Source organism: Paenalicyclobacillus cellulosilyticus, from assembly GCF_014647315.1.
Lineage (GTDB): Bacteria > Bacillota > Bacilli > Alicyclobacillales > Alicyclobacillaceae > Alicyclobacillus_J > Alicyclobacillus_J cellulosilyticus.
Genome location: NZ_BMOY01000009.1, coordinates 17,065 through 43,096, shown reverse-complemented (window position 1 = coordinate 43,096; position 26,032 = coordinate 17,065). Strand labels below are relative to the sequence as shown.

27 protein-coding genes are annotated in these 26,032 nt (G+C 64.7%); 3 read left to right on the top strand and 24 right to left on the bottom strand.

What is annotated here, in order from left to right:
* Positions 1 to 71: 71 nt before the first annotated feature.
* The 3 genes from IEX97_RS04355 to IEX97_RS04345 all read right to left on the bottom strand — a co-directional run bounded on the left by IEX97_RS04355 (position 72) and on the right by IEX97_RS04345 (position 4,917).
* On the bottom strand, positions 72 to 797 hold the full coding sequence (locus tag IEX97_RS04355; RefSeq protein ID WP_229776375.1) for an RpnC/YadD family protein: 726 nt from the start codon (positions 795 to 797) through the stop codon (positions 72 to 74).
* A gap of 175 nt (positions 798 to 972) precedes the next feature.
* The gene (locus IEX97_RS13520; protein WP_229776373.1) at positions 973 to 3,036 is read right to left on the bottom strand and encodes an ABC transporter ATP-binding protein; all 2,064 of its coding nucleotides are present in this window, start codon (positions 3,034 to 3,036) and stop codon (positions 973 to 975) included.
* Between the two features lie 21 nt (positions 3,037 to 3,057).
* The gene (locus IEX97_RS04345) at positions 3,058 to 4,917 is read right to left on the bottom strand and encodes an ABC transporter ATP-binding protein (RefSeq protein ID WP_188881356.1); all 1,860 of its coding nucleotides are present in this window, start codon (positions 4,915 to 4,917) and stop codon (positions 3,058 to 3,060) included.
* 276 nt (positions 4,918 to 5,193) lie between these two features.
* Between IEX97_RS04345 and IEX97_RS04340 the strand changes: the two genes are divergently transcribed.
* A complete protein-coding gene (locus IEX97_RS04340; RefSeq protein WP_188881355.1) occupies positions 5,194 to 5,523 on the top strand; it encodes a DUF6054 family protein in 330 nt (109 codons plus the stop codon).
* On the opposite strand, the gene IEX97_RS04335 is transcribed toward IEX97_RS04340, so the two are convergent.
* The 15 genes from IEX97_RS04335 to ispG all read right to left on the bottom strand — a co-directional run bounded on the left by IEX97_RS04335 (position 5,513) and on the right by ispG (position 17,576).
* Positions 5,513 to 5,770 (bottom strand): hypothetical protein, encoded by a 258-nt coding sequence (locus IEX97_RS04335; protein ID WP_188881354.1) that lies wholly within the window; start codon positions 5,768 to 5,770, stop codon positions 5,513 to 5,515. The two genes, IEX97_RS04340 and IEX97_RS04335, sit on opposite strands and share 11 nt — an antisense overlap.
* Complete coding sequence (locus IEX97_RS04330) at positions 5,767 to 6,333, bottom strand: GNAT family N-acetyltransferase (RefSeq protein ID WP_188881353.1); 567 nt, start codon at positions 6,331 to 6,333, stop codon at positions 5,767 to 5,769. Before IEX97_RS04330 ends, IEX97_RS04335 begins: the two co-directional genes overlap by 4 nt.
* 171 nt (positions 6,334 to 6,504) lie before the next feature.
* Positions 6,505 to 6,846, bottom strand: a complete 342-nt coding sequence (locus tag IEX97_RS04325; protein WP_188881352.1) for a DUF4349 domain-containing protein — start codon at positions 6,844 to 6,846, stop codon at positions 6,505 to 6,507.
* A complete protein-coding gene (locus IEX97_RS04320; RefSeq protein WP_188881351.1) occupies positions 6,843 to 7,148 on the bottom strand; it encodes a hypothetical protein in 306 nt (101 codons plus the stop codon). The genes IEX97_RS04325 and IEX97_RS04320 overlap by 4 nt, the downstream gene beginning before the upstream one ends.
* Complete coding sequence (gene tkt / locus IEX97_RS04315) at positions 7,129 to 9,120, bottom strand: transketolase (RefSeq protein WP_188881350.1); 1,992 nt, start codon at positions 9,118 to 9,120, stop codon at positions 7,129 to 7,131. Before tkt ends, IEX97_RS04320 begins: the two co-directional genes overlap by 20 nt.
* A gap of 220 nt (positions 9,121 to 9,340) precedes the next feature.
* Entirely contained in the window at positions 9,341 to 9,622 is a 282-nt protein-coding gene (locus tag IEX97_RS04310; protein ID WP_188881349.1) for a nucleotidyltransferase family protein, read from the bottom strand.
* Between the two features lie 150 nt (positions 9,623 to 9,772).
* Positions 9,773 to 10,696, bottom strand: coding sequence for a bifunctional phosphoribosyl-AMP cyclohydrolase/phosphoribosyl-ATP diphosphatase HisIE (gene hisIE / locus IEX97_RS04305; RefSeq protein ID WP_308426182.1), 924 nt, complete (start codon positions 10,694 to 10,696; stop codon positions 9,773 to 9,775).
* Positions 10,684 to 11,454, bottom strand: coding sequence for an imidazole glycerol phosphate synthase subunit HisF (gene hisF, locus IEX97_RS04300; protein WP_188881348.1), 771 nt, complete (start codon positions 11,452 to 11,454; stop codon positions 10,684 to 10,686). The genes hisIE and hisF overlap by 13 nt, the downstream gene beginning before the upstream one ends.
* The gene (hisA, locus tag IEX97_RS04295) at positions 11,448 to 12,194 is read right to left on the bottom strand and encodes a 1-(5-phosphoribosyl)-5-[(5-phosphoribosylamino)methylideneamino]imidazole-4-carboxamide isomerase (protein WP_188881347.1); all 747 of its coding nucleotides are present in this window, start codon (positions 12,192 to 12,194) and stop codon (positions 11,448 to 11,450) included. Before hisA ends, hisF begins: the two co-directional genes overlap by 7 nt.
* A complete protein-coding gene (hisH, locus tag IEX97_RS04290) occupies positions 12,184 to 12,855 on the bottom strand; it encodes an imidazole glycerol phosphate synthase subunit HisH (RefSeq protein WP_188881346.1) in 672 nt (223 codons plus the stop codon). The genes hisA and hisH overlap by 11 nt, the downstream gene beginning before the upstream one ends.
* Entirely contained in the window at positions 12,852 to 13,484 is a 633-nt protein-coding gene (hisB, locus tag IEX97_RS04285) for an imidazoleglycerol-phosphate dehydratase HisB (RefSeq protein ID WP_308426181.1), read from the bottom strand. The genes hisH and hisB overlap by 4 nt, the downstream gene beginning before the upstream one ends.
* Positions 13,481 to 14,779 carry a histidinol dehydrogenase gene (hisD, locus tag IEX97_RS04280; protein ID WP_188881345.1) on the bottom strand — a complete coding sequence of 433 codons (1,299 nt, stop codon included), beginning with the start codon at positions 14,777 to 14,779 and terminating at the stop codon, positions 13,481 to 13,483. Before hisD ends, hisB begins: the two co-directional genes overlap by 4 nt.
* Entirely contained in the window at positions 14,776 to 15,423 is a 648-nt protein-coding gene (hisG, locus tag IEX97_RS04275) for an ATP phosphoribosyltransferase (RefSeq protein ID WP_188881343.1), read from the bottom strand. Before hisG ends, hisD begins: the two co-directional genes overlap by 4 nt.
* 3 nt (positions 15,424 to 15,426) lie before the next feature.
* Complete coding sequence (locus IEX97_RS04270; RefSeq protein ID WP_229776371.1) at positions 15,427 to 16,446, bottom strand: ATP phosphoribosyltransferase regulatory subunit; 1,020 nt, start codon at positions 16,444 to 16,446, stop codon at positions 15,427 to 15,429.
* Between the two features lie 44 nt (positions 16,447 to 16,490).
* Positions 16,491 to 17,576 carry a flavodoxin-dependent (E)-4-hydroxy-3-methylbut-2-enyl-diphosphate synthase gene (ispG, locus tag IEX97_RS04265; protein WP_188881342.1) on the bottom strand — a complete coding sequence of 362 codons (1,086 nt, stop codon included), beginning with the start codon at positions 17,574 to 17,576 and terminating at the stop codon, positions 16,491 to 16,493.
* 220 nt (positions 17,577 to 17,796) lie between these two features.
* Here ispG and IEX97_RS04260 point away from each other — a divergent pair, with 220 nt between their 5' ends.
* Together IEX97_RS04260 and IEX97_RS04255 are read left to right on the top strand one after the other, a co-directional pair.
* Entirely contained in the window at positions 17,797 to 18,876 is a 1,080-nt protein-coding gene (locus IEX97_RS04260) for a class I fructose-bisphosphate aldolase (RefSeq protein WP_188881341.1), read from the top strand.
* A 93-nt stretch (positions 18,877 to 18,969) separates the two neighbouring features.
* Positions 18,970 to 19,167, top strand: a complete 198-nt coding sequence (locus tag IEX97_RS04255) for a YjzC family protein (RefSeq protein ID WP_188881340.1) — start codon at positions 18,970 to 18,972, stop codon at positions 19,165 to 19,167.
* Between the two features lie 312 nt (positions 19,168 to 19,479).
* Here IEX97_RS04255 and IEX97_RS04250 read toward each other — a convergent pair whose 3' ends face one another.
* From IEX97_RS04250 to IEX97_RS04225, 6 genes are all read right to left on the bottom strand, one after another.
* The gene (locus IEX97_RS04250; RefSeq protein WP_188881339.1) at positions 19,480 to 20,100 is read right to left on the bottom strand and encodes a hypothetical protein; all 621 of its coding nucleotides are present in this window, start codon (positions 20,098 to 20,100) and stop codon (positions 19,480 to 19,482) included.
* 49 nt (positions 20,101 to 20,149) lie between these two features.
* Positions 20,150 to 21,088 carry a heme o synthase gene (gene cyoE / locus IEX97_RS04245; RefSeq protein ID WP_188881338.1) on the bottom strand — a complete coding sequence of 313 codons (939 nt, stop codon included), beginning with the start codon at positions 21,086 to 21,088 and terminating at the stop codon, positions 20,150 to 20,152.
* A 23-nt stretch (positions 21,089 to 21,111) separates the two neighbouring features.
* Positions 21,112 to 22,086 carry a COX15/CtaA family protein gene (locus IEX97_RS04240; protein ID WP_188881337.1) on the bottom strand — a complete coding sequence of 325 codons (975 nt, stop codon included), beginning with the start codon at positions 22,084 to 22,086 and terminating at the stop codon, positions 21,112 to 21,114.
* A 174-nt stretch (positions 22,087 to 22,260) separates the two neighbouring features.
* Positions 22,261 to 23,895, bottom strand: a complete 1,635-nt coding sequence (gene ctaD, locus IEX97_RS04235) for a cytochrome c oxidase subunit I (protein ID WP_188881336.1) — start codon at positions 23,893 to 23,895, stop codon at positions 22,261 to 22,263.
* Between the two features lie 70 nt (positions 23,896 to 23,965).
* Positions 23,966 to 24,628 carry a cytochrome c oxidase subunit II gene (gene coxB / locus IEX97_RS04230; protein ID WP_188881335.1) on the bottom strand — a complete coding sequence of 221 codons (663 nt, stop codon included), beginning with the start codon at positions 24,626 to 24,628 and terminating at the stop codon, positions 23,966 to 23,968.
* Between the two features lie 93 nt (positions 24,629 to 24,721).
* Positions 24,722 to 25,897 carry an MFS transporter gene (locus IEX97_RS04225; RefSeq protein ID WP_188881334.1) on the bottom strand — a complete coding sequence of 392 codons (1,176 nt, stop codon included), beginning with the start codon at positions 25,895 to 25,897 and terminating at the stop codon, positions 24,722 to 24,724.
* Positions 25,898 to 26,032 lie beyond the last annotated feature (135 nt).

The following is a 26,032-nucleotide window of genomic DNA, read 5'->3' as shown; positions in this document are numbered from 1 at the left end:
TCTCCAGCGAAACGGCACCTCATCGTTCGGCCGGCGGGTTGACCGGGTGCCTTTGGGCCTGCGGTCCGGGTTCAAGACGTCTGCTGCCGCAACGCCTCAATTTCCTCCCGGCTCAAACCGGTGGCTTTTGCGATGACTTCGATGCGGACACCTTCCGCGAGCAAATTGCGCGCCACTTCGCGGGCCTTGTGCTCTGCTCCTTCTTGGCGTCCTTCCTGGCGTCCTTCTTGATACAGTTCCTGTGCGATCTTTGACACTTTCCTCAACTCCCTTCTCAAAAGCGCCCGTTGGACATCGTTCAGCGTCTGATCCCCCAGGGCCAAGATGGCGCTCGTCACCAAGTCGCGCTCCGTCTCGTCCGGCACGGCTGGTATCAACGCCAGCACCCGCTCGAACGCCCGCGCCTCATCATGCACATTCATGTTCATCGCCAACGCTAGCCGCAATCGGTCGCCAGGCTCCCACATGCCGGCCTGCAAGTGCGTCTCCACGGCCGCAAGTGCCTCGTCCCCATCCAGCTTCGACAAATACACGTTTTCCACGCGGTACATCGCAACGCCGATGTTGAGTTCCTCCGGTGCGCTCGTTACACCGCTGTGATACAATACCACCGTCCTTACATCGGCCTTGTACGCACGGGCCAAGCGCACATCATACTCGAAAAAGCGATGCAGCGTCGGCTCCCGCGTACTTTGGAACTCTAAGTGAAAGATCCGCCCGTCCCGCATGCGCCACGCCTTGTCAATCCGGAGGGTATGCGCAGGTAATTCTGTCGGCAACGGTTCTTGTAGTTCCACACCGCGCACACCCAAAACATCGAAGGCCCCATCTGACAAGGCCCGCGTCAGAGCTTTCATGACGGCATCCTGTCCGGCCATGAATTCACCTCGTGCACCCAGTGTAGAAGAAAGAGCGCAAGCTAGCAATGGGCATGCACAAAGTCCCAGCTGTGACGCAGAGGGTGATCGAAGCTCACGTCCCCGCGTGCGCGTCTGCCTGCCTCGCTGTGTCCGCTCTGGCATCCGCCACCTCCGCCTGCGCCGCGACCAGCCGCGCGTACGCCCCGCCGCGGGCGAGCAGTTCCTCATGCCGCCCCTCTTCCACGATGCGCCCGCGCTCCAGCACGACGATGCGATCCGCCGCCTGCACGGTGGATAACCGGTGCGCGATGACGATGGTCGCCCGGTCGCCGCGCCGCGTGAAGACGGCCTGGGCGACGGCGCGCTCGGTTTCCATATCCAGCGCCGAGGTGGGCTCGTCGAGGATGAGTACCGGCGCCTGCTGCAGCAGAGCGCGGGCGATGGCGATCCGCTGCCGCTGCCCGCCGGAGAGGCCTATGCCCTGCTCGCCAATCACCGTGTCGTACCGTTCCGGCAGCGCCGAGATGAACGCGTGCGCCTGTGCCGCTTCGGCGGCGGCGACGATCTCCTCATCCGTCGCGTCCGGCCGGCCGAGTGCGATGTTTTGGCGCACGGACTCGCTGAGGATGACCGGGGTCTGCGGCACGTACGCAATCTGGCGGCGCACCTGCGGGTCGGTGTACGGATCGCGCCCGCAGACGCGAACCGCCCCGGCCTGCGGGCGATACAAGCCGCAGATGAGCCGCGCCAGGGTGGTTTTGCCCGCCCCGCTCGCGCCGACGATGGCCACCAACTCGCCGCGGCGGACAGAGAGCGACAGTCCGTCGAACAAGGGCGCCGCGCCCAAGGCGGCCGCCGCCCGTGCGCCATGTTCGGCCGCGGCCTCCCTGCCAGGCTCCCCACCAGACGCACCGTTCAACGCATCGCCGGGCTCCCCGTGTTCCGCCACCTCCCAGCCTGGCGTGTACACCAAGCCGAACACGGAAATCACGATCTCCTCCGCCGTTCGTGCGACCACCGCCTCACCGTCCCCAGCTACCCCTGAACCGTCCGTCTGGACCAGCCACGCGACGCCGTCCGCCGTATCGGCTTGGCCCGTCTGTGCGACCGGGACGCCCCCTTGCAGCCCGCGCGTATCCGCCGTGCCGGACGCGCCTGCTGCGGCTTCCTCTCGCCGCGGCATCACCGCCAACACCCGTTGTGCGGCGCCGATGGCCGTCTGCAGTTCGTTCCAGGCGGTGGAGATGCGGCCAAACGGACCTTGCACGCTCTCCATCAGGACGATGAACGTCATCACCTGGCCGGGTCCCATGCTGAGCTTCATGGCCGAGAGGAGAATCATGCCAGCCGCCGCCATCTGCGCCGTGCCGTTGATGAAACCCACGCCCTCATTGAGCACGGCCCGCAAGACGGCTTGACGGATGATGAGCCGGTTCTGCGCCTGCCGGTGGCGCAGAAACGTTTCCACCGCGCGCTGCTCCAGGTGATACGCCTTGACGGTCGGCAGCGCCTGCAACGACTCCAACACCACCGTGCGCATGGCCGCGTCCTCCGCCTGGATGCGTTCCGACACCCGGCGCACCCTCGCATCCAGCGCGCGTCCGAGCACAAACACGGCCGGCCCGGTGAGGACGGCCACCACCGCCGCCAGCACTTGGATGCGCAACAGCACGCAGAGAGCCAGAATCCCCAACACCGCCTGGTACAGGATGTCATTCACGAGCACCGGGAACAGCTGGTTCGCGGTCGCCGTGTCGGTGACGATGCGCGAGACGAGATCGGCCGCGTGCCATCGCTGCAGCATCGGGAATGGGAGGCGCAGGACCTGCACGAGCATCCGGCGCGTCAACTCCCTGCCGGCGATGGCGTTGGCGATGGCGGAACACGCGTGGCGGGTGGCCATGAGCAAGACCAACGCCAACCCGGCCGCCGCGCACGTGACCGTGACGGACCACAGCTCACGCAGGAGGCCTGGGCGCATGCGGCTGAAAAACGCGTTTTGCACCACGCCAATGCCGATGCTGAACGCCAGATCCGCGCTGATGAGCAACGTGGCCAACACAAACGGCACCCACGCGATCCGCTGGCACGACCACAACAGCTGTACCACCGAGGCGAAACGTGCGCGCGGCGCAGTGCGCGTGGGCTGCACCCCGAGCTCGAGGACCGAAGCCATGGCTCTGCCTCCTCGTATGATTTAACTGGATTCCGCCGCCGCCTGGGCCGCCGGTGCCGCGCCGGCGTCCGCGTCTCCGCCGGTATACAGCGACCAGTACAGCCCGCGCCGGGCCAAGAGCTCCTCGTGCCGCCCGGTTTCGACGATGCGGCCCTGCGCCATGCACACAATCTGGTGGGCGCCGCGCACCGTCGTCAGCCGGTGGGCAATGAGGAGGGTGGTGCGGCCGCGCGCCGACCGTTCGAGGGCTGCTTGCACCAGCGCCTCGTTTTCGCTGTCCAGGGCGGAGGTTGGCTCGTCGAGGAGGAGGATGGGCGGATCGCGCAGCAGGGCGCGCGCCAGCGCGAGCCGCTGCCGCTGCCCGCCGGACAACAGCATCCCCCGCTCGCCGACCGGCGTATCGAACCCCTGCGGCAGGCGGGCGGCAAACTCGTCCACCCGGGCGAGCTCCGCCGCACGCCACACCTCCTCCCGGGTAGCGTCCGGCTTGGCCACGAGTATGTTGTCGTAGAGCGTGCCGCTGAGGAGGAGCGCATCCTGCGGCACATAGCCGAGCAGAAGCCGCCAGGCGCGCGGGTCCCACTCCGCCAGATTCCAATCGCCGACGAGGATCCGGCCGGTATCGGGATCGTAAAGGCGCATCAGCAGCTGCACCAAGGTGCTCTTGCCGCTGCCGCTCGGGCCGACGAGCGCCGTCGTCCGCCCCGCGGGAATGCACAGAGACACCGCGTCGAGCACCGGCTGCTCTTGATCCGGGCGGTAGCGGAAGGACACGCGGTCAAACATGATGTCGCGCTCCGCCCATGCGCGCGGGATGGGGGTGATGCGCAAGGCCGGGGATACGCTGGCCGCGCTGGCTTGGGGCGCCCCGGGCGGACCCGCGTCCTGCGCCGCGTGCTCCGCAGGGAGATCGACGATTGCAAACGCCCGCCGGGCCTGCACCAACGCGTTCATGAACTGGGGCCAAATCATCGCAAACGACATCATGGGATTGGTGAGATTGGCGAAGGTCAACATGCTGGCGATGACCGCGCCCACATCGAGCCAGTGGCGCGCCACCATCCAGCCGCCGACGCCGAGGGTGTAGATGAAACCGACCAAGAAAATGAGCGGCCAGGAGCGGTACGCAAACCCCTCTCCCCACGCCACGCGGCGATGACGGCGCAACCGCTCGCCGGAACGGGTCATGTACCGCTCCACCGCGCGCTCCGCCAACCCCTGCCCGAGCAGGAACTCGGCCGCTTGGACGCTCTCTTGCACGGCGGCCTGCTCCTTCGTCAACGCCACCTGCCGCTGCCAGTACAGCACGCCGAGGCGCTTCATCCCCGGCGCCACCGCCAGCGGCAGGCCGATGCCCATGGCGATGCAGCCGAGCGCCAACACTGGGTTCAACAGCAAAAGGTAGGTGACGGCGAAGACGGCCTGCGCGAAGTTCCGCACGATGGCGGCTAGGTGCTGGCTGATGGCCGACTGGGCGGTGGCGGCCGAATCCTGGATGCGATTGTAAAGATCCGCGCTGTGCAACGCGTGGAGGTTCCGCAACGGCGCCGCCAAGGCGCGGGCGAACATTTCGCGCTGCAGGCGCTCGGTCGCCTTCACGCCGACCCAGGCCTTCAGCACGTCCGCGCCCAGCGTCAACAGGTTCACGACGGCCACCAACCCGAGCCCCCAAAGCAATAGCCGCAGGAGACGTGCGCGATGGCCCTGCAGCAGGGCATTGACCATCAGACGGATAATCTGTAAGTCCACAATGTACAAAGCCGCGACGAGGAATGCCAACAGGCCGAGCAGCGCGTAGTGCCAACGGTAGGGGCCGGCCCACTGGAGCAAGCGTAACAACACCCGGGTGTTGGACACCGATGGGTTTTGATCCTCGGCCACAGGCTGATCACCTCACATCTTTTGCACGGCCGGCTTCCTGTACTGTGTGCGGCAAACGTTCGGGTCATCGTGAGTGACACGTTCTTCGACGCCTTTCGCCAAGGACGATGTCCCAAGCGAATCATGTTGCTTGACTTGCGTATCTGACACATCATACATACACGAAGAATAGAACGAATGATATGATCTGTCTAGTCTGTTTGACCATGGCTCGCCGCAACAAGCCGGGTGGTTCAACGGCGTGCGTATATCTTGCTGCGAAAGGACGGATTTCCCTTGGCGAAGCTCGAATTCTCTGTCCAATTGCCGCCGGCAGACGCGCTCGCGAAGGTGCGCGACAACCTCGATGCCGACCTGGTGCATGAAGAGTTGCACGATCTCGGCGGCGGCCGCGGCATCGGTACCTTGATCTTCGAACGCTATTTCTTTCGGACGAAAAACCGCGCCGCGCTCATCGTGATCGCCGACAACCTTTCCGGCACGACCCAGGTGCGCGCCATCGCCACCGGCAGCTCAGAGGGCCTCATCTTCAACCTCGACTGGGGGGCTGCGGACGACTTTGTGGAATGGGTCGCCGACATCCTGCGCGAGGATGTCATCGGTTGAATATGGGCCGTGAAGGAGACCCCAGGTCGAGTGGCATGCCAAACGTACCATACTGCTGAAGGTCCTTCTTGATTTGATCCATGGTCTTTTGATCAAAATGGTCACCAGGCAGCACGTAATCCTTCGCGATGGGCGGTCGGCTTAGCTGGAGCAAGAAGCGCCACGAAATGGGAAAAGGAATCTGCATGAAGGTCATGATCAGGGCCATCACCCCAACCGCCCACTGAGACAATGAAGGAACTTTCATCGTTCGACCTCCTGGGGCGACACCATCTCCCAATCGCGTTTCAGCATACTGTATACGATCACGTCGACATAGCGGTCATAGAGCCACGCGGCTTGGCGCAGAACGCCCTCCTGCACAAAGCCCAGCCGCTCGGGGATGGCCCGGCTCTTCCGGTTCTCTGCTGCCACCCGGATCTCCACACGGTGGAGACCGTAATCCCGCAAGGCAATGTCCACCATCTCCCGGCAGGCCATGGTCATGATGCCGCGCCCCTGCAGGTGTTCCGCGAGCCAGTAACCTATCTCGGTCCGGCGATTCGTCCAATCCAAGTAGTGAAACCCGATGACCCCGGCCAGCTCACCCCGGTACCAGATGCCAGCCTGAAAGCCGTTGTTGTCCGCGAACTGTTGCAATGACCTACGGATGAATGCCTTCGTGTCCTCGACGGTGCGCGTCTCGTCCACCCAGGGCAACCACGGACGAAGGTGGTTTCTGCAGGCATCGGTCAAGGCAAACAGTGCGCCCGCTTGAACTTCCGTCAGCAACCCAAGTTGCACATCGTTTCCGACTGTGCGGAAAAACAAGCGCGATCCCCTCCGGCTCGTGACAAGGGCCAAAACAGAGAGCTGAAGGCGCTCACCTCCGGCCCTCCGGTCAACGGCACCTCGTGTGTTGTCCCGATGTCACCGCGCCGATTTCGCCCGCCGCCGCAGCCACCAGCGGATGCCGCCGGCAAGAAGGCCGAACACCGCCGCCTACGGCACCAACCAGGCGACGACGTCGAGCAGCGCCAGCGCGGACGACCCCAGCACCCCCATCGATTGCTCCAAGGCTTGCACCACGGGCGATGGGGTCCCCCGCCCGGCCGCGCGCAGGTTCGTCAGGGTCACATCGACGCTCGCCAACGCCACCGTCTGGCGCAGTTGATGCGCCTGCTGGGTCAAGTTTTGCATCTCTGCATTCACTTTTGTGAGTGCCTGCTGGATGGTGATCATGTCCTTCATCGACTGGGCACGCTCAAACAAGCGCGTGTACGCCGCGGCCTCGCTTCTCAGCTCCGTCAACTGCTGCTGAAGGTCGACGTACTGCTGCGTCACGTCCTGGCCGCCAACGAGACGATGAAGCCGCCGTCACGCCCTGCCAGTTGACTGATCCGATCCGCCACCTGTTTCGGCTGCGCCACGCGCAGGCCGACGCTCGCGCGTTCGGCGACCATGCGACCTGGGCCCGAGCCCGCGATGGTCAAGGCGGCAGAGCTATTCACGATGTCCGTCGCTGCGGCGTACGTGGTCCCTGCACCATTTGCTGCCGCCGTATCCGCACTTCCCGCCGCTCCAACAGCAAACGCCCCCACCTTGAGGATGGGGGCGCCTGCGACCTTATGCCTGCAGCAACGCACGTGCCAGCTTCAACACATTGTCCACCGTGAAGCCGTACTTCTCGACGATGACCTCGCCCTTTGCGGAGGTGCCGAAGTGGTCGATGCCGAACACCCGGCCCTCGTCGCCGACGTACTTGAGCCAGGGCAGCGGGTGGGCCATCTCGACCGCGAGGCGTTTGCGCACCGACGGCGGCAGGACCTGATTCCGGTACGCCTCGTCCTGAGCGTCGAACACCTCCATGCACGGGAAGCTCACCACGCGCACCGCCACGTCTTCTTTCGCCAGCTCCTTGGCGGCGCCGAGCACCCACTGCACTTCCGATCCCGACGCCATGAGGATGATCTCATCGCCGCCCCGGTGCTGGTAGATGACGTACGCACCGCGGGCAAACTCGTGCCGGTGTTCCTTCACCTCGTCCAGCGTCGGCACCTTCTGGCGCGTCAGCGCCAAGGCGACCGGCCCGTCACGGTGTTCAAGCGCATACCGGAAGGCGAGCGCCGTCTCCGTCCCGTCGGCCGGACGAAACACCTTGAAGCCGGGGATGACGCGCAGCGACGCCAGCTGTTCCACCGGCTGGTGCGTCGGCCCGTCCTCACCCACCGCGACACTGTCATGGGTGAAGATGTGGATGACCGGCTGCTTCATCAGTGCCGACAAACGAAGCGCAGGCCGCAGGTAATCGCTGAACACCAGGAACGTGCCGGCATACGGAATGACGCCGCCATGCAGCGACATCCCGTTCAGGATGGCACCCATCGCGTGCTCGCGGACCCCGTAGAAGAAGTTGCGGCCATGGAACGACTCGCGCGTGAAGTGATCGAAGCCGTTCAGATACGTCTTGTTCGAGCCGGACAAGTCGGCCGATCCGCCCACCAGCACCGGCACGTGCGGCGCAACGGCGTTCACGATTTTGCCGAACGCGTCGCGGGTGGCCACGTCGCCCGAGAACTCCGGCAACACCTCGTCCCAGTTGACGCGCACCCGGCCGTGCAGGGCGTCGATGAACGCTTGGGCCAGCTCAGGATACGCTTGGCCGTAGCGCTCAAAGAGATCGTTCCACTCCTCATGCGCTTTCGCTTTTGCCTCCACCTGGGCGGCCAGGTGTGCCCGCACCTCGTCCGGGACGGTGAACGGCGGGTAGTTCCAGCCGTACGCCCGTTTCGCCGCCTCCGCCTCCTCCGGACCGAGCGGTTCGCCGTGGGCGTGCTTCGTCCCTTGCTTCTTCGGCGCCCCGTAGCCGATGATGGTCTTCACCTCAATCAGCGTCGGCCGATGCTGCTCCTGGCGCGCCTTGGCGATGGCGTCCTCAATGGCCGCCATGTCGTTGCCGTCTTCGACGCGCAACACGTTCCAGCCGCACGCCGCGAAGCGCTGCGCGACGTTCTCGGAGAACGACCAGCTGAGCGGTCCGTCCAGCGACACGTCGTTCGAATCGTACAGGACGATGAGTTTGTTCAACCCGAGGTGACCGGCGAGCGACACCGCCTCCGCCGCGACCCCTTCCATCATGTCGCCGTCGCCGGCGAGCACGTATGTATAGTGGTCAATCAGCGGGTAGCCTTCGCGGTTGAACGTCGCCGACAAAAACCGCTCCGCCATCGCCATGCCGACCGCCATCGCAACGCCCTGGCCGAGCGGACCGGCCGTCGCGTCCACGCCCGGGGTATGGCCGTACTCCGGATGGCCCGGCGTTTTCGACCCCCACTGGCGGAACTGCTGGATATCTTCGATGCTGACGTCGAACCCGAAGAGATGCAGCAAGCTGTAGAGCAGCATCGAACCGTGGCCCGCCGAGAGCACGAACCGGTCCCGGTTGATCCAATTGGGCGCTTTCGGGTCAAACCGCATGAAACGGCTCCAGAGCACGTACGCCATCGGTGCCGCACCCATCGGCAGCCCCGGGTGGCCAGAGTTAGCCTTCTCAACTGCATCGATGGATAATGTGCGAATCGTGTTGACGGCCAGTTGGTCTACCGCTGTATAGCCCATACGTTCCCTCCTCCGTTTCCTGTGCGCGGCCGCGCACAAAAAAAGGCCGCAAGCTGCCCCGTGCCATCATCCCCACCGCGCATCAGGCATTCCAAGGGTTATGATAACACGACGGATTCCGGCTTCCCAGATCAGAACTCGTGCGAGTCCATGTTTGTCACATTGGCATTTTGAATTGCATGAAGGATGTCATAAAGCACATGATCCATTGAGCGCTTCTTCACAAGGGACGAGCCTCCGCGTGAATGTTGTCGCGGAGGACCGGATGCACCGTCTCGTCCGTCAACACATCCACGGACATGCCAAGCAGACGCTCCAATTCGTGTTTGAATGCGATCCGGTCCAACAGATTGGGTTGTTCGAATTCTACCAGGAAATCCACGTCGCTGTTGGCGCGTTCTTCGTTCCGTGCCTGTGAACCAAATATGCGAATGTTGTGCACGTGATATTGCCGTGCGACTTCATAGATGCGGTCTCGCTGCTGAACAATCCTCTCATCCATGGAACTCCTCCCGTCTTCCCACACGTCTCTTCCTCATGTTCATTATACCCGCATACCCACGACAGACCTAGCGGGAGTTTATGAACCATCATGTTTATGAACCATCATCGGGAAACAAGCGGCTCAGCCCGCCAAGCATCAAGCGATCGACTATGACAACCGGCTGCGCAACACCTCGTATACGTCCTGCGGCCGCAGACCGGCGCTCCGCCACAAGACCAGCAGGTGATACAACAGGTCGGCGCTTTCCGAAGCCAACGCTGTCCGTCCCGGGTTGCGCCGCTCTCGCTCCGAGCGCCCTGCCGCATCCGCTTCCATGCCAGCCGCCGGGTCAGCGCCGTCCGCCGCGTTCTTCGCCGCAATCACCACCTCGACCGCTTCCTCGCCCACTTTCTTGGCCACCTTGTCGATGCCCTGTTCGAACAGCAACGTGGTGTACGAGCCCTGCGGCCGCTTTCGCCACCGCTCTTCGATCACGGCCCACAACCGGCCAAGGACGTCGTCTGCGGCCGCAGGTGCGCCGTGTTGCGCCAACGCCGGCTCAGGTCCGTCTGCATCGTCTGCCAACGTTCCACCACGCGCGGTCACGTCCGCCGCATCCGCCAGGTCTGCGGCCGCCTGCGCCCCGCCTTGCCCGTCTCTGCTTTCCACCCGGCGGAAAAAGCACGTCTCCTCGCCGGTGTGGCAGGCCGGCCCGGCCGGTTCCACGAGGTACAGCACTGCATCCCCGTCGCAGTCCATGCGCATCTCCACCACCCGCTGCACATGGCCGGACGTGGCGCCTTTGCACCAGTACGCCTGGCGGGACCGGCTCCAGAACCAGGCCAAACCGGAACTTTGCGTCCGCTTCAGCGCCTCGCGGTCGGCATACGCCAGCATCAACACCGCCCCGGTGCGCACGTCTTGCACGACCACCGGCACCAGGCCGGTTTTCGCGTCGTAGCGCACCCGCTCCAAGGCCACCGTCTCTTTCGTCACCGGTACGGCGAAGTCTGCACGGCCACCCTGCTGAGCTGCGCCCTCCGGCAGCGAGCCGTGCGGCCGCACATTGTCCTCTTGCCTCAAATCGGCCACCGCACCGGCACCCCTCTCTGCTTCAGATACGCCTTGACCTGGCCGATGGATGTCTCGGCAAAGTGGAACACGCTCGCCGCCAACGCCGCGTCCGCCTTGCCCTCCGTCAGCACACGGGCAAAGTGCTCCTTTTTCCCGGCGCCGCCGCTGGCGATGACCGGCACCCGCACCGCCTCCGCCACCATCCGCGTCAGCAGCACGTCGTAGCCTTCGCGCGTGCCGTCCTGGCGGAAGCTGGTGAGCAATATCTCGCCGGCACCGAGCGCCACCGCCTTTTTCGCCCACTCGATGACGTTCATCCCGGTGCCAATCTTCCCGCCTTGGATCATCACTTCATAGTCGCCCGTCTTCTCGTTGAGGTTGGCGTCGATGGCCACCACCACGCACTGCTCGCCGAAGCGGTGAGCCGCTTCCTTAATCAGCTGCGGGTTGCGCACGGCACCGGTGTTCATGGACACTTTGTCGGCACCGGAGAGCAGCAGCTCCCGCACGTCGTCGATGGTCGACACGCCGCCGCCGACGGTGAGCGGGATGTTCACGCGCGCCGCCACGGCCTCGACCACCCGCCGCGTGGCCAAACGCCCATCTTCTGAGGCGGAGATGTCGAGGAGCACCAGTTCATCCGCGCCCTCGCGGCAGTACACTTCCGCCAACTCGACCGGATCGCCCGCGTCGCGCCGGTTCCGGAGGAAGCCGACGTGTTTGACCACCCTGCCGTCCAAGACGTCGAAGCAAGGGATGATCCGTTTCGTCAGCATGCCGCTTCCTCCTTCAACGCCTGGTACGCCGCGTGCAAATCGAGCGTGCCGTCGTACAACGCCCGCCCGGCCACCGCGCCGGCGAGCCCGGCGCGCCGTGCCGCCAAGACGTCCGTCACGTCGCGGATGCCCCCCGAGGCAATGGCGGCGAGACCCTGCGCTTGCACGGCCTGCGCCAGCTCGAGATTGGCGCCCTGCAGCGTCCCGTCCCGCGCGACATCCGTGACCAGGGCGTAGCGGACCCCGAGCGCCGCGAACTGACGCGCCAAGTCCACCACCGAGACATCGGTCTGGTCGGTCCATCCGTGCACCGCCAGCTTCCCGTCCCTTCCGTCGAGGCCGACGACCAACGCCTCGCCGCCAAACCTGCGCACCGCTTCCTCTATCCAACCCGGTTGCAGCGCCGCCGTGCCGATGACGCACCGCGCCACCCCTGCTGCCAGCCAGCGCTCAATCGCGGCATGGGTGCGGATGCCGCCGCCCACCTGCACCTTCGCGCCCGCCGCCGCCGCACGAAGGACCACGTCGCGGATGACCTGTTCGTTCGTCGGTGCGCCGGTCCGGGCGGCGTCGAGATCGACCACGTGCAAAAACGAGGCGCCGGCGGCCAACCAGCGCTCGGCGACCGCGACGGGATGGTCGCTGTACTCGGTCTTGTGTTCGTACTCGCCGCGCAACAGGCGCACGCACTTGCCGCCGAGGATGTCGATGGCCGGATACAGCACGAACTCATTCCGCATGCTGAGCGGCCTCCCTTTGCGCGCGCCAGGCTTCACAGATGCGCACGAAATTGGCGAGGATGCGCTCGCCGACAGGACCGCTCTTCTCCGGATGGAACTGCGTTCCGTACACATGCCCGCGCGCCACCACCGCGGGCACCTCCACCCCGGCGTAATCGGCCGCCGCCAACAAATGATCACGCTCCTGCAGCACGGCGTGGTACGAGTGCACAAAATACACGAAGTCCCCTTTGCGCACGCCGGTGAGGAGCGGATGGTCGGCGACGTACACCAGGTCGTTCCACCCCATATGCGGCACCTTGGCGTCGACCCGGAAGCGGACGACCTTACCGGGGATGAGGCCGAGGCCCATGTGCGTCCCGTGCTCTTCGCTCATGCCGAACAAGAGTTGCATCCCGAGGCAGATCCCGAACAGCGGCATGCCGTCGCGCGCCACCTGCCGCACCACCTGGAGCAGGCCGCTGGCGCGCAACTGGAACATCGCGTCTCCGAACGCCCCGACGCCCGGCAGCACGACACCGCAGATGTCCCGGCCGCGCGCGGCCAACAGGTCCGACCACTCATCGCCGCGGGCGACGACCACCGTGTCGCTCCCGGCACGGGCAAAGCCGCTCTGTACGCTCGACAGGTTGCCGACGCCCGGATCGAGGATGACAATCACTCCAATACCCCCTTCGTGCTCGGCACCCCGCCGGTATCCGGCTGCACCGCTTCGCGCAACGCGGCCGCCGCCGCCTTGAACAGCGCTTCAATCATGTGGTGGCTGTCCTCGCCGTACAACACCGCCAGGTGCAACGCCATGCGCCCCTCGTTCGCCACCGACTTGAAGAATTCCCGGACCAACTCGGTCGGAAACGTCCCGACGCGCTCCGCCGGGATGGCTGCCTGCAGCACGAACGCCGGCCGCCCGGAAAGGTCAATCACGGCGCGCGCCAGCGTTTCATCCATCGGGGTGTGCCGCTCGCCGTAGCGCCGGATGCCGCGTTTGTCCCCGAGCGCCTGGTGGATGGCCCGGCCCAGGCACAGCCCGATGTCCTCCACCAGGTGATGGTCGTCCACGTCCACGTCGCCTGACGCCTGCACGCGCAGGTCAAACCGGCCGTGGGCGGCGAACAGGTGCAGCATGTGGCGCAAAAACGGCACGGGGAAGTCGAGCTGGGCCAATCCGCTGCCGTCCAGCGACAACTCCAGCTCCACCTCGGTCTCTCCCGTCCGGCGGCGGATGAGCGCATGCCGCGGCTGGCCGCCTGCGGCCACGCTGTCCGGTTGTCCCGCCTTCCATTCGCTCACCGCGCCCCGCCTCCTTGCCTGCGAATCTCCACCGCCCGGGCATGGGCTTCGAGACCTTCCGCCCGCGCCAGCGCCGTCACGTGACCGGTGTGGCGGACCAGGGTTTCGGCCGTGTACTCCGCGTACGTGATGCGGCGCAAAAAGTCGTACACCGACAGCCCGGACGCGTAGCGGGCGCTGCCGTGGGTGGGCAGGATGTGGTTCGGACCGGCGTAATAATCGCCCACCGGCTCCGGCGTGTAAGGTCCGAGAAACACCGCCCCGGCGCAGTCGATGGCCGCCAGCCAGCGCCGCGGCTCCGCGACGTGCAACTCCACGTGCTCGGGCGCGCTCCGGTTGACCACCGCCACCGCCTCTTCCCACCGCTCCGCCAGCACCACGGCGCCCCAGTCCGCGAGCGCCTTCGCGGCCAACTCGCGCCGCGGCAGGTCCGCCAGTTGCCGGGCCAACTCCGCCTCCACCGCGTCCGCGAGCCCGGGTGCCGTCGTCACCAGAACCGCGCCCGCTTCCGCGTCATGTTCCGCCTGCGCCAACAGGTCCGCGGCAACCCACGCCGGGTTCGCCGTCTCGTCCGCCACCACGAACACCTCACTCGGGCCGGCGATGCTGTCGATCCCGACATCGCCCATGACAACTCGCTTGGCAAGCGCCACGTACAGGTTGCCGGGGCCGACCACCTTGTCCACCTTCGGGATCTCGCCGGCCCCGTAGGCGAGCGCCGCGATGGCCTGGGCGCCGCCGACCCGGTACACCTGCGTGACGCCGGCGAGATAAGCCGCTGCCAACACCAGCGGGTGGGGAAAGCCGTCCGGTCCGCTCGGCGGCGAGACGAGTACCAACTCCGGCACACCCGCCACCTGGGCGGGGATGAGGTTCATCAGCACCGACGACGGATATGCCGCCCGCCCGCCCGGTGCGTACACTCCGACGCGCGGGACGGGACGCCAGACCATGCCCAACCGCTCGCCGTCCGTCCCCGCCAGTTCCACGTCCTGCGGCTTTTGCGCCTCATGGAAGCGCCGGATGCGATCCGCCGCCGCGCGCAGGGCTTCCCGCAAGGTTTCGGGCAGGGCTTCCCACGCCGCCTGCAACCGCTCCCTCGGCACGGCGAATGACCACGCCGGTGCGAGTGCCTCGGGACGACAGTCGTGTTCCGCCGTCAGCCGGCGCACCGCCCGCTCCCCTTCTTGCCGCACGGCCGCCACCATCTCTTCCACCGCCGCGCGGGCCAGCGGATCGGACGAAGGGGTCCGCCGCCAGTCCCAGTCGCGGGCCCGCACCCGCCGCAGCTTCATCTGCGCATCTCCTCCTCTTGGCCGGCCAGCACCGCTTCCAAAGCGGCCACCACGCGCTCCAGTTCGGCCCGCTTCGTGCGGTAACTGGAGCGGTTGGCGATGAGGCGGGCCGTCACATCGAGCACCTCGTCGAAGACCACGAGCCCGTTGGCGCGCAACGTGGCCCCGCTTTGCACCAGGTCGAAGATGCGCTCCGTCAGGCCGATGACCGCCGCCAGCTCGATGGAACCGCTCAAGGTGACGATCTCCACGTCGGCCCCTTGGCTCCGGAAGTATTCGTCCGCGAGGCGCGGGTACTTGGTTGCCACCCGCCGCGGCCGGGTGTTTTTGTGCACCGCCCGGCCGGCCACACACAGCTTGCAATAACCCGTTCCCAGGTCGAGCAACTCATAGACGTCGCGATCGTACTCGAGCAGGATGTCCTTGCCGACCACTCCGATGTCGGCGACCCCGAACTGGACATATGTGGGCACGTCCACCGGCTTGGCCAGCAAATACCGCAGATCCCCGAACGGGGTGCCGGCCAGCTCGAAGACCAGTGCCCGGCTGTCGTCGATGTCCGCAGGGACCGGGATGCCGGCCCGCCGCCACAGCGGCAACACGTCGTCCGCCGTGCGGCCTTTGGCGAGCGCGATGGTCAGCACCGCTCATCCCTCCCCCTCGCCGAGCGCCGTCAGCAGGCGCTCTGCCTCAAAGCTGAACCCGACCGCCGGCGCGTCCGCCCCGTAGTGGGCGAGCAGCCCGTCGTAACGGCCGCCGTAGCCGATGGGTGCCCCGACCCCGGGTGCGAATACCTCGAAGATGATGCCCGTATAATAGGGGAGGCTGCGGTACAGCGAGAGGTCGAACGAGATGGCCGCCTCGAGTCCGCGTCTGCGCAGCGCTTCCGCCAGGCTGACGAGTTCGCGCCACGCCGCTTCGGCCGCGGCCGCACCCGGTGCGTCCATCCGCCACCGCCCGCCAAGGGCTTCCACAAGTCGGATTCCCGTGAACGGGTCGAGACGGGACAATGCCGCAAGCATGTCCGTGTCCGCGCCCGCGCGCGCAGCTTGGGTGCGAAAGCCGACATAATCCCCCTCGGCGAGCAGATCGAGCAAGGGTTTCACCTCGTCCGGCGCGATCCCTGCCGCCTCGAGGAACGCCGGTGTGAACCCGGCGTGGCCCACCACGGTCTGACACCCCTGGAGCGCCAGCGACGCCAGCGCCCCTTGGCACAGTTCGAGCAGGCTGCAGTCCACGTCCGTGCCCCGCTCGCCAATCCATTCCACGCCCACCTGTGTCCACTCCACCGGACGGCCGCTCGACCACGTGACAAGCGCCGGATCGGCCGGTCGGTGGTAGACCCGCTCCGCGTAACACCAACGGATGGGTATCCTGCCGCGCCCGACGGCAGGCGCCGCCATGCGGGCGATGGCCGGCGTCATGTCCGGACGCAGGGCGATAGCCCGCCCCGACATGTCGAACCATTGGATCCAAGCGGCCGCCTGCGACGACGGGCGGCCGCGCAAGAGGGAATCGACGTATTCGAGGGCTCCGCTCGACACCTGCGCAAACCCGTGGCGCTCGAAATAAGCCAACAGGTGGTTCTCCAAGTCACGCCGCCGGCGCGCTTCCTCTGGATAGATATCGCGCATGCCCAACGGGCGATCCGCCCACGGCCGCTGCATCCGTTCCCCTCCTCGCGCGCAATCCGCATGGGCCTGACCTGGGTTCAGTCGAGCGACCCGGTCTCTTGGTACTGACGCGCCAGCGCGTCAATCTCCTCCTTCAACGCCGTGACCAACTCCGCCTCCGGCACCTTGCGGATGACCTTGCCTTTGCGGAACAGCAATCCTTCACCCCGGCCGCCCGCGATGCCGATGTCCGCCTCGCGGGCCTCCCCGGGACCGTTGACCGCACAACCGAGCACCGATACCTTGATGGGCGCCCGAATGTGCTGCAGGTACGCTTCAATCTCATTGGCCACGGCGATGAGGTCGATGTCAATCCGCCCGCAGGTGGGGCAGGAGACGAGTGTCGGCGCGTTGGAGATGAGGTGGAACGATTTGAGCAATTCGCGCGCCACCTTCACCTCTTCCACCGGATCCGCGCTGAGCGAAACGCGGATGGTGTTGCCGATGCCCATCGCCAGCAGCGCGCCCAATCCGGCCGCGCTGCGGATGGTGCCGCCGAACAATGTGCCCGATTCGGTGATGCCGAGATGCAGCGGATAGTCGAACGTCTCCGCAGCCAGCTTGTACGCCTCGATGGCGAGCGGCACGTCGGACGCCTTCATCGATACGATGATGTCGTGAAAATCGAGCTCCTCGAGGATGCGAATGTGGTACAGGGCGCTCTCCAGCATGCCTTGGGCCGTCGGGTATCCGTACTTTTCGAGAATGTGCTGTTCCAGCGATCCGGCGTTGACGCCGATGCGGATGGGAATGCCGCGTTCCTTGCACGCGCGCACCACCGCCTCCACACGGTCGCGCTTCCCGATGTTTCCGGGATTGATACGCACCTTGTCCACGCCGTTCTCAATGGCGGCCAGCGCCAAGCGGTAATCAAAATGGATGTCGGCCACGAGCGGGATGTGGATCCGCCGCTTGATCTCCCGGATGGCTTCGGCAGCCTCCCGGGTGTTGACGGTCACGCGGACCACCTCGCACCCAGCTTCCTCGAGGCGGTGGATCTGGGCCACCGTGGCCTCCACATCGGCCGTCTTCGTGCTCGTCATGCTCTGGATGACGACCCGGTCGCTGCCGCCGATGACGACATTCCCCACGCGCACCGGACGCGTTTGCGTTCTATGGTACATGGTGGATCGACTCCGTATCGAAACGTGGAATGTACCCGATGTTTGAACCGAACAGACGCGGCTCAACCGCAGAACGATGATCCTTGCACAAACCCGACATCATTATACAACAGATTGCACAGCGGATTCCCAAGGCTCGTGTGTTTTGGTACAGTAGTCGTATGCACGGACGCCGCCTCACCTTTTGGACGGCGCAACGACACAGGGGTGGAGTTGAACGATGGCAGAGAAGACAATCGACCGCATTGTCGCCTACCTGGGTGCGGAGGCAGATGACCTGCTCAACCACACGTGCCGCACCATCCCGAAGGAGAAGCTCACGCTGCCCTCGCCGGACGTCGTCAGCGAGGTGTACGCGCACTCCAACCGCAACAACCAGGTCTTGCGCAACCTCCAGGCCTTGTTCGGGCACGGCAGGCTGGCCAACACGGGATACGTGTCCATCCTCCCGGTGGATCAAGGCATCGAGCACTCGGCCGGTGCGTCGTTTGCGAAAAACCCCGCTTACTTTGATCCTGAGAACATCGTCAAACTGGCCATCGAAGGCGGCTGCAGCGGCGTCGCGTCCACGCTCGGCGTCCTGGCGCTCACCTCGCGCAAGTACGCCCACAAAATTCCGTTCATCGTCAAGATCAACCACAACGAGCTGCTGACCTACCCGAACAAGTTCGACCAGGTGATGTTCGCCCGGGTCCGCCAAGCGTGGGAGTTGGGCGCCGTGGGCATCGGTGCCACCATCTACTTCGGTTCGGAAGAATCGACGCGCCAACTCCAGGAGGTCAGCGAGGCGTTCTATCAGGCACACGAGCTCGGCATGTTCACCATCCTCTGGTGTTACCTGCGTAACCCGGCTTTCAAGAAGGACGGCGTCGACTACCATGTCGCGGCGGACCTCACCGGACAAGCCAACCACCTGGGCGTGACCATCGAGGCGGACATCATCAAGCAGAAGCTCCCCGAGTGCAACGGCGGCTTCAAGGCCCTGAACATGGAGGGCAGCAGCTACGGCAAGACGGACGAGCGGATCTACACCGAGCTGACCACCGACCATCCCATCGATTTAACCCGCTACCAAGTGGCCAATTGCTACATGGGCAAAATTGGCCTCATCAGCTCCGGCGGCGCATCCGGATCGAACGACTTCGCCGAAGCGGTTCGGACGGCGGTCATCAACAAACGCGCGGGCGGCATGGGGCTCATCGCCGGGCGCAAGGCGTTCCAGCGGCCGATGGAGGAAGGTGTGCAACTCCTGCATGCCATCCAGGATGTGTACCTCTGCGACGAGGTCACCATCGCCTGACACCGTTTGTTGGCTGCGGCATGGATTGTCAAGGTTCGGGGCGCATCGCGGCTCATCCCCACCGTGGATACTATCCCCACGGAGGGGATGCTTGTGGGTCAACACAACCAGTTTGAACCGGGCTGGGAAGTGCCCAACGACGGAGAGTACATCGAAATCGGCGAACACCCGGACAGCGGGAACCACATCCGAAACCCGCGGCGGGTGCGGTTGCGCAAGGGGGACACATTTCCCGAGACAACGAACGGGAACCGGAAGTGGACCCGCGTGCGCGGCCATCATTGGAAATGAACATGCAGGCGGGGCACCGGGTCCTCTTTCCGCTGTGAAAGGGGCATCCCCGGTGCATGTTTGTTTGAACGGAGCCGGTTCTCCGGATGATGCCACGAATCCCGCTCCGCTCACCTGAACGCCCGTTTCACGAAAACCTTCTGAAATCGGACAGCCGTCTCACGGCTGTTTTTTCGCGTTTGACAGGTAGGTCGTGTAGCGCAAAATCAACAGATTCAACCCCACGAACACGAACAGTCCGAAAGCGAACAGGATGAGTTGCATGTGCATCCACCCTCCGTGCGCGACTTCATCCACTCTCCGTGCGGCCGTTCAGGTGAGGTGCTGGCCGCACCAGGCTGCGAACTCGCCCACCGTCATCACGTTTTCCAACAACATCATCACGATGCCCGCAAAGACGGTGTACAACCATACGTTCATCGCGACAGGAAAGAAACGGTTGATGCGCCGTTTGCTCGCAAAACTTGCGAACCAACCGCCAATGGCCAGCAGGATGACCGAGAGCACCACCAGCGCGAACTCGATGAATGCACTTGGCGTATAAATGGTCGCAATCTGCTTGCTCGCGTAGGTGAACCAGACCATTATGCGAAATTGCAACACGAGCACGGCGAAGAAAGACAGTGTGGTCAGCGCCAGCGTCACGCGGAACCCATGCCACGCGTTGCGCACGAAGAATGCCCCCGCAATGAACAGCAACACGCCCGAGATGAGCAGGAACAACATGGTCTGATACGGGAGCCCCTGCAGCTTGAGGGGGCTGAGGTCGAACTTCGCCGGACTCCAGGCGCGCAAATAGACATTGGTGGCGACAAACGTCGCCGTGGTGAACGTAAGGGCGATGAGCCCCAACCATACCGCCAGGTTGGCGTTCCCTTGATGATCGACGTGTTCGTCGTGCGCCACGTGGCCGTGCACTGGTTGCACCGCCATGCCGGTTCCCTCCTCACGGGTTTGGCGGCGGGCTGGTGCCGGCAGGTTGTCAGCGGACAACCCCCAACACCAATGCCACGCACAACACCGTCAAATAGATGAGCGAATAACGAAACACCTTGGCCGCCCACGCCAGGTCATCCGTGACGAACAACCCGCGCACCGCCTGGTACACGTACCCAACGCCGAGGACCAGAACGGTCAGCAGGTACAGCACGTTTTCGTCGCCGAGCAGGTAGAGAAACCACGAGGTCACGACCATGGCGACGGTGTAGAGCAAGATCTGCACCTTCGTCTCCACAAAGCCGCGGACGACAGGCAACATCGGGATGCCGGCCGCCCGGTATTCCTCCGACCGGCGCATCGCAAGCGGCAGGAAATGCGGGGGTTGCCACAGGAAAAACACCGTGAACAGCACCCAGGCGCTCAGGCCGAGGCTGCCGCCGCTGCCGCCCGCCCAACCCAACAACGGCGGTGCCGCACCGGCAGCTCCGCCCAAGACGGTGCTCAACGTCGTCGTCCGTTTGAGCCACACGGTGTACACGTACGCGTACATCACCAGCCCGGCGAGCCCGCAGGCGGCCGCGGTCAAATTGACCCCGAGCGCGAGCACGGCGGTCCCGGCCACACCGAGCGAAACACCGAACCAGAGCGCCGTCTGCGGCGACACCTTCCCCGTGACCAGCGCGCGCGTCTTCGTCCGCTCCATGCGGTCGTCGATATCGCGGTCGATATAGTTGTTCAACGTCGCACCGGCGGCGACGACCAGCGCGGCGCCGAGCAACGTCCATACCAGGGATCCCCACTGCGGGTGGCCGTGGCAACCGACCCAGTACCCTGCGAAGGTCGCCATCAGGTTTGCCACCGTGATCCCGACTTTGGTCAGCGAGACCAGGTCCCGGCATTGCGACACCACGTGGCGCCACGTCCGCTGCTCCGCGACCACTGCTTCCGTACCGGACCCCATTGCAAGGCTGCGTGCTCCCATGTGCAGGACCTCCTTTCGGGCCGTCAAGACCGGGCTGGACCGGGTTCGGTCCACGGATGGACCACCGCTTCGTCCTCAGGATGCCCTGCCTGCCGGCCGGCCGTATGCAGCCGCACCGCCAGTGTGGTGTAGGACAACGCAAAGCTGGCCAAGCCAAACAAACAGGCCGCCATCGTCCAGTGCAGCGTCGCGAGGACGAGATCGAGTCCGGTCAGCAATGTCAACATCCCGAGGACCCACTCCATGAGCACGCACACCGCCGTCCACACCGACCAACCTTTCAGCGCCCCTGCGCGTAAGCTGCCGACGACGAACCAAGCCGCTGCCGCCACCAGCAGCACACCGGTGACCGCATGCAGGGCGAGCAGCGCATTGGAAACGCCGAGGCTCGGCGGCACCGTCTGACCGTGGCTCTGCAAGTAGTCCATGCGGCCAAACAGCGCTTCACTCGCGCCGCTGTGGCGAAACACCGCCCCGACAAACACCGCGAACGCGGTCGCGGCAAACAATGCGGCCGACGGAACCTGGAGCGCACGCACGCGCGCCTGCGCCTGCCCGTCCGTGAACTCCCCCGCATGTCCGCGGACATAGGCCAAGGTGGTGATGAACACGAACAACCCGAGCATCAACATGCTGTTCATGACATCGATGGTGGTGACGATGCCGGGGAGCTTGAGCAGCACGATGAGGCCGCCGACCACCACCTGAAGAGCCAGGGAGGCCGTCGCGCCCCACACAGCCCGCACCATCCACTTATCCCGGCGGTGATGGCGCCAGACGGACACCAGGGTGGCGATGAACAACACGGAGACCAACAGGGCGGACGCGCGGTGCACCAGCTCCAAAACCACCAGGCCGGTCAGTTTGGGTAAAAGCTGGCCATGGCACAGCGGCCAGTCAGGGCAAACAAAACCCGCGTCTTCCCCGACGACGAGGCCGCCGAGGACCATTTGCACGGCGATGGCCAGCGTGGTGGCGAGCGGTAACCGATAGGTCATCGGGACTCCTCCTTCGCTGTCGATACGGCGATGCCCGTTTGCGTCCCACCCTATAGTCTACAGGATCATGGCCACCATTGCGCGTGAGAAACCTTTCAAATCTGTGACAGGATGACGGCATCGAACCGGCGGCGCAAAACCGCCGCCAGCGGAAAACTGCGCAAGGCCGCTCCGTCACACGGGCGCGAAGCCGGGCTGCGGCTCCGGCTCTCCGTACGGCTGGTACGGATTCTCCGTGACCACCGGGATATCGTCGAAGTTGTGCTCAGGCGGCGGCGAAGACACCGTCCACTCGAGCGTGCGCGCACCCCACGGGTTGCTGCTCACGCGCGGCCCGTACACCGCACTCCAAACCAAGTTGATCATGATGAGGATGGTGCCGAGGCCCAGGATGTACGCCCCGATGGTCGCCACGACGTTCCAGAGCTGAAACTCCGCCGGATAGCTGGCAATCCGCCGCGGCATGCCGGCCAAACCCATGAAATGCATCGGAAAGAAGGTCACCTGCGTGCCGATGAAGTACAGCCAGAACGACCAATAACCCAACCGGTTGTTGAACATGCGGCCGGTGACCTTCGGGAACCAGAAATGCAGGCCGGCCATGATGCACATCACCGCACCGCCGAACAACACGTAATGGATGTGGGCGACGATGAAATACGTATCGTGCAGGTGCATGTCCAGCGGCACCGACGCGACAATCAAGCCGCTGAACCCGCCGATGATGAATGAACCGATGAATCCGAGCGAGGCGAACATCATCGGCACCGTGTATTCCACGGCCCCCCGCCACATCGTCGCCAGCCAGTTGAAAATCTTCACCGACGTCGGGACGGCGATGATGAGCGACGTGATCATGAACGGGATTCCCGCTTGCAACGACATCCCGGCCACAAACATGTGGTGCGCCCACACGAAAAACCCTAAAAATCCGATGCCGACGCTGGAATACGCAATGGCGTGATACCCGAAGATGGGCTTACGCGAAAACACGGGCAGGACTTCCGAGATGATCCCGAACGCGGGCAGGATCATGATGTACACCGCCGGGTGCGAGTAAAACCAGAACAGGTGCTGGTACAGCATCGGATCGCCGCCGGCGGAGCTGTTGTAAAACACGGTCCCGAAGTGGCGATCCAAAAGCAGCGTCGTCACCGCGCCCGCCAGCGCCGGCGTCCCGAACAACTGCATGAACGCCGTCACCAGCATGCTCCACGTGAACAAAGGCATGCGGTGAAACGTCATCCCGGGCGCGCGCATCTTGAAGATGGTCACGATGAAGTTGATGCTGCCGAGGATGGACGACAAACCCGCGAGGTGGACCGCGGTCACCCAGAAATCAATGCCGGGGCCCGGAGATTGCAGGCTGTACGGCGGGTATGCCGTCCACCCGGCGTCGGGCATGCCAAAGACCATGCTGAGCAAGAGAATGATACCCGAAGCGAGGTACAACCAGTAGCTGAGCGCGTTCATGCGCGGAAACGCCATGTCGCGCGCCCCGATTTGCAGCGGCACCAGATAGTTGCCGAACGCGCCCGTGAGCACCGGAATGATGACCGCGAAGATCATCACCGTGGCATGCATCGTGAAAAACTCGTTAAACTGCTGGCTGCTGAACAATGTGCCGGCCGGATTGAGCAACTGCGTGCGGACAAGGAGCGCGAACAAGCCGCCGACCAAAAAGAAGAACAGGCCGGTGACCCCGTACATGATGCCAATCTTCTTGTGATCGACCGTGAGCACCCACTCCCGGAGAAACGAGCGCTCCCGTGCGGCCGCCTGTTGCGGAGCTTGCCAAACCGCTTCCATACCCGCTTGTCTCCTCCCTTCACCGCGATCACGCGCACAACATGCCGGTCTCTCCCGCAGAACCCTGCGTTCAGGAACCTGAGGACGCGCCGGGTGACTTCTCCTTCTGTTGGTTCAGCCACGCCTGGTAGTCGGCGGGCGACATCACGGTCATCCACGCGATCATCTTCGGATGCCCGGCGCCGCAGAACTGGTCGCACGGCACCTCGAAGCGCCGGCCGACGTCCTTGGCATCGGCGGTGACCCAGAACTGCGTGAGCCGCCCGGGCACCGCGTCCTGCTGAATGCGTACCGCCGGGATGTAGAAGCCGTGCACCACGTCGCCCGAGGTGATGTCGAACAGCACCGGCTGCCCGGCGGGGACGCGCAGGTCGTTCTGGGTGACCACCCCGTTGGGATACCTGAACTCCCAGTACCATTCGTGGCCGATGACATGGATCACATTGGGCGTGGCGACCGGGGTCTGCAGGGCGTACACGTAGCGCACGCTGTACACGCCAAGGAAGACGAGGATGAGGGTGGGCACGAGCGTCCAGATGGTTTCCAAGACGTTGTTGCCGTGGACCGGAGCACCGACCTGATTTGTCCGAGTACGCCGGTAACGAATGAGAAATGTGATGAGCAGAACCTCCACGAGTAAAAAGAAAAATGTGACGACGAAAAGCATCACATAGAACAAGGTGTCCACCTTGTGCGCCATCTGCGTCAATTCAACCGGCAGCCACCAATGCACACGACACCCTCCTTCACGCGTTCGCCGCCCTCTACCTGCTCTTTCAGTTTATTAAGTAGACTTGCCAGCGTCAAGGCGCCGCGGGCCGGGGCGTCACGTCGCCCCGGTCATGGAGGCATGGCGGTTCGACCCGCGGCGATAGGCGGCCACCAGTGCGATGCCGGCAAACGCGACCGCGGCCGTCACCACAAACGGCAGGTCGTGATGCACTTCGAACAGGGAACTGGAGAGGATGGGGCCGATGATGCGCGCCAGGCTGTCCATCGAAGAGAGCAAGCCGTTCGCCTGGCCTTGCCCCACCTTCGTCTCCTTGGTGATGAGCGACGTCAGCGTCGGCTTGATGACCGTGTTGCCGACCCCGAACACGGTCATGAACAGGGTGGCAGTCCAGAAGTCGACCGACAGGAGGAGGGCAAGCAGGCCAATGCCGGAGACGATGAGCCCGGCGTACATCGCCGGCACTTCCCGGCCGTGCTTCACATAATTGCGCACGATGCCGCCCTGCACCAACGCTCCGCACAACCCGGAGATGGCGAACATGTAACCGATCTGTCGCGCCGTGGCGCCGATGGCGGCCATCTCAAACAATTGAAAGACGCCTTCCAGCGACGAGATGCAAAACTGGGCGATGAAATCGACGATGTACAGGTATTTGAGCGGTCCGCTGAACGCCGCCCAACGGGAACCCGCCGGCTCTTCCCGCCGCGTTTGCCGCATTTCCGGCGCCAGCGATTCCTGCAGCAAGACAGCGCCCACCAAGGCATTCAGCAGTGCCAAGCCTGCCGCCGCGAAGAACGGCACCGCGATGCCGAAGCTGCTGAGCGCGCCGCCGACCGCCGGACCGATGATGAACCCCAGGCCGATGACCATCCCCGCCATCGCCATGCCCTTCGTCCGGTCTTCCACCCCGGTCACGTCGGCGATGTAGGCCATCGCGGTCGCGGTGACAGCCCCGGAGAAACCGCCCCCGACCAACCGGGAAACGTACATCAGCCAGAGCATGCCCTTGGCGAGACCGAATACAGCGAACGCCGCCGCAAACCCGACGAGGCCGATGATGAGCACCGGCTTGCGCCCAATCCGGTCGGACAGCCGCCCCCACCAAGGCGAGACAAAAAACGAAACCGCCGAGTACGCCGCCAACATCAATCCCAAGTGGTACGCCCGCGCGCCCGCATCGGTGATCATCAGCGGCAAGACCGGGATGATCAGCCCGAAGCCGATGAACACAGTCAGCAACATCAACAAGATGACGGACAACCGCCTCATGCCACTCTCCCCTTTCGGTACGCCGGCGGATGGCGTGGACATTTCCGCGCCGTGCCGCCGGTCCGCCAGCCCCTGCACACTGATCCCAGGATAGCACGGGCGAGGGGCTCGCATCATCTTCACGCTCCGCACAGC

Bases quoted from the DNA above. Each gene is read 5' to 3' on its own strand.
- ispG (WP_188881342.1), bottom strand. From the start codon at position 17,576: ATGTACCATAGAACGCAAACGCGTCCGGTGCGCGTGGGGAATGTCGTC.
- cyoE (WP_188881338.1), bottom strand. From the start codon at position 21,088: ATGGGAGCACGCAGCCTTGCAATGGGGTCCGGTACGGAAGCAGTGGTC.
- IEX97_RS04310 (WP_188881349.1), bottom strand. From the start codon at position 9,622: ATGGATGAGAGGATTGTTCAGCAGCGAGACCGCATCTATGAAGTCGCA.
- IEX97_RS04250 (WP_188881339.1), bottom strand. From the start codon at position 20,100: ATGGCGGTGCAACCAGTGCACGGCCACGTGGCGCACGACGAACACGTC.
- hisD (WP_188881345.1), bottom strand. From the start codon at position 14,779: ATGAAGCTGCGGCGGGTGCGGGCCCGCGACTGGGACTGGCGGCGGACC.
- IEX97_RS04270 (WP_229776371.1), bottom strand. From the start codon at position 16,446: ATGCAGCGGCCGTGGGCGGATCGCCCGTTGGGCATGCGCGATATCTAT.
- IEX97_RS04260 (WP_188881341.1), top strand. From the start codon at position 17,797: ATGGCAGAGAAGACAATCGACCGCATTGTCGCCTACCTGGGTGCGGAG.
- IEX97_RS04240 (WP_188881337.1), bottom strand. From the start codon at position 22,086: ATGACCTATCGGTTACCGCTCGCCACCACGCTGGCCATCGCCGTGCAA.
- IEX97_RS04225 (WP_188881334.1), bottom strand. From the start codon at position 25,897: ATGAGGCGGTTGTCCGTCATCTTGTTGATGTTGCTGACTGTGTTCATC.
- tkt (WP_188881350.1), bottom strand. From the start codon at position 9,120: ATGGGCTATACAGCGGTAGACCAACTGGCCGTCAACACGATTCGCACA.
- IEX97_RS13520 (WP_229776373.1), bottom strand. From the start codon at position 3,036: ATGGCTTCGGTCCTCGAGCTCGGGGTGCAGCCCACGCGCACTGCGCCG.
- hisF (WP_188881348.1), bottom strand. From the start codon at position 11,454: ATGCTGACGAAACGGATCATCCCTTGCTTCGACGTCTTGGACGGCAGG.
- IEX97_RS04335 (WP_188881354.1), bottom strand. From the start codon at position 5,770: ATGAAAGTTCCTTCATTGTCTCAGTGGGCGGTTGGGGTGATGGCCCTG.
- hisA (WP_188881347.1), bottom strand. From the start codon at position 12,194: ATGCGGAATGAGTTCGTGCTGTATCCGGCCATCGACATCCTCGGCGGC.
- ctaD (WP_188881336.1), bottom strand. From the start codon at position 23,895: ATGGAAGCGGTTTGGCAAGCTCCGCAACAGGCGGCCGCACGGGAGCGC.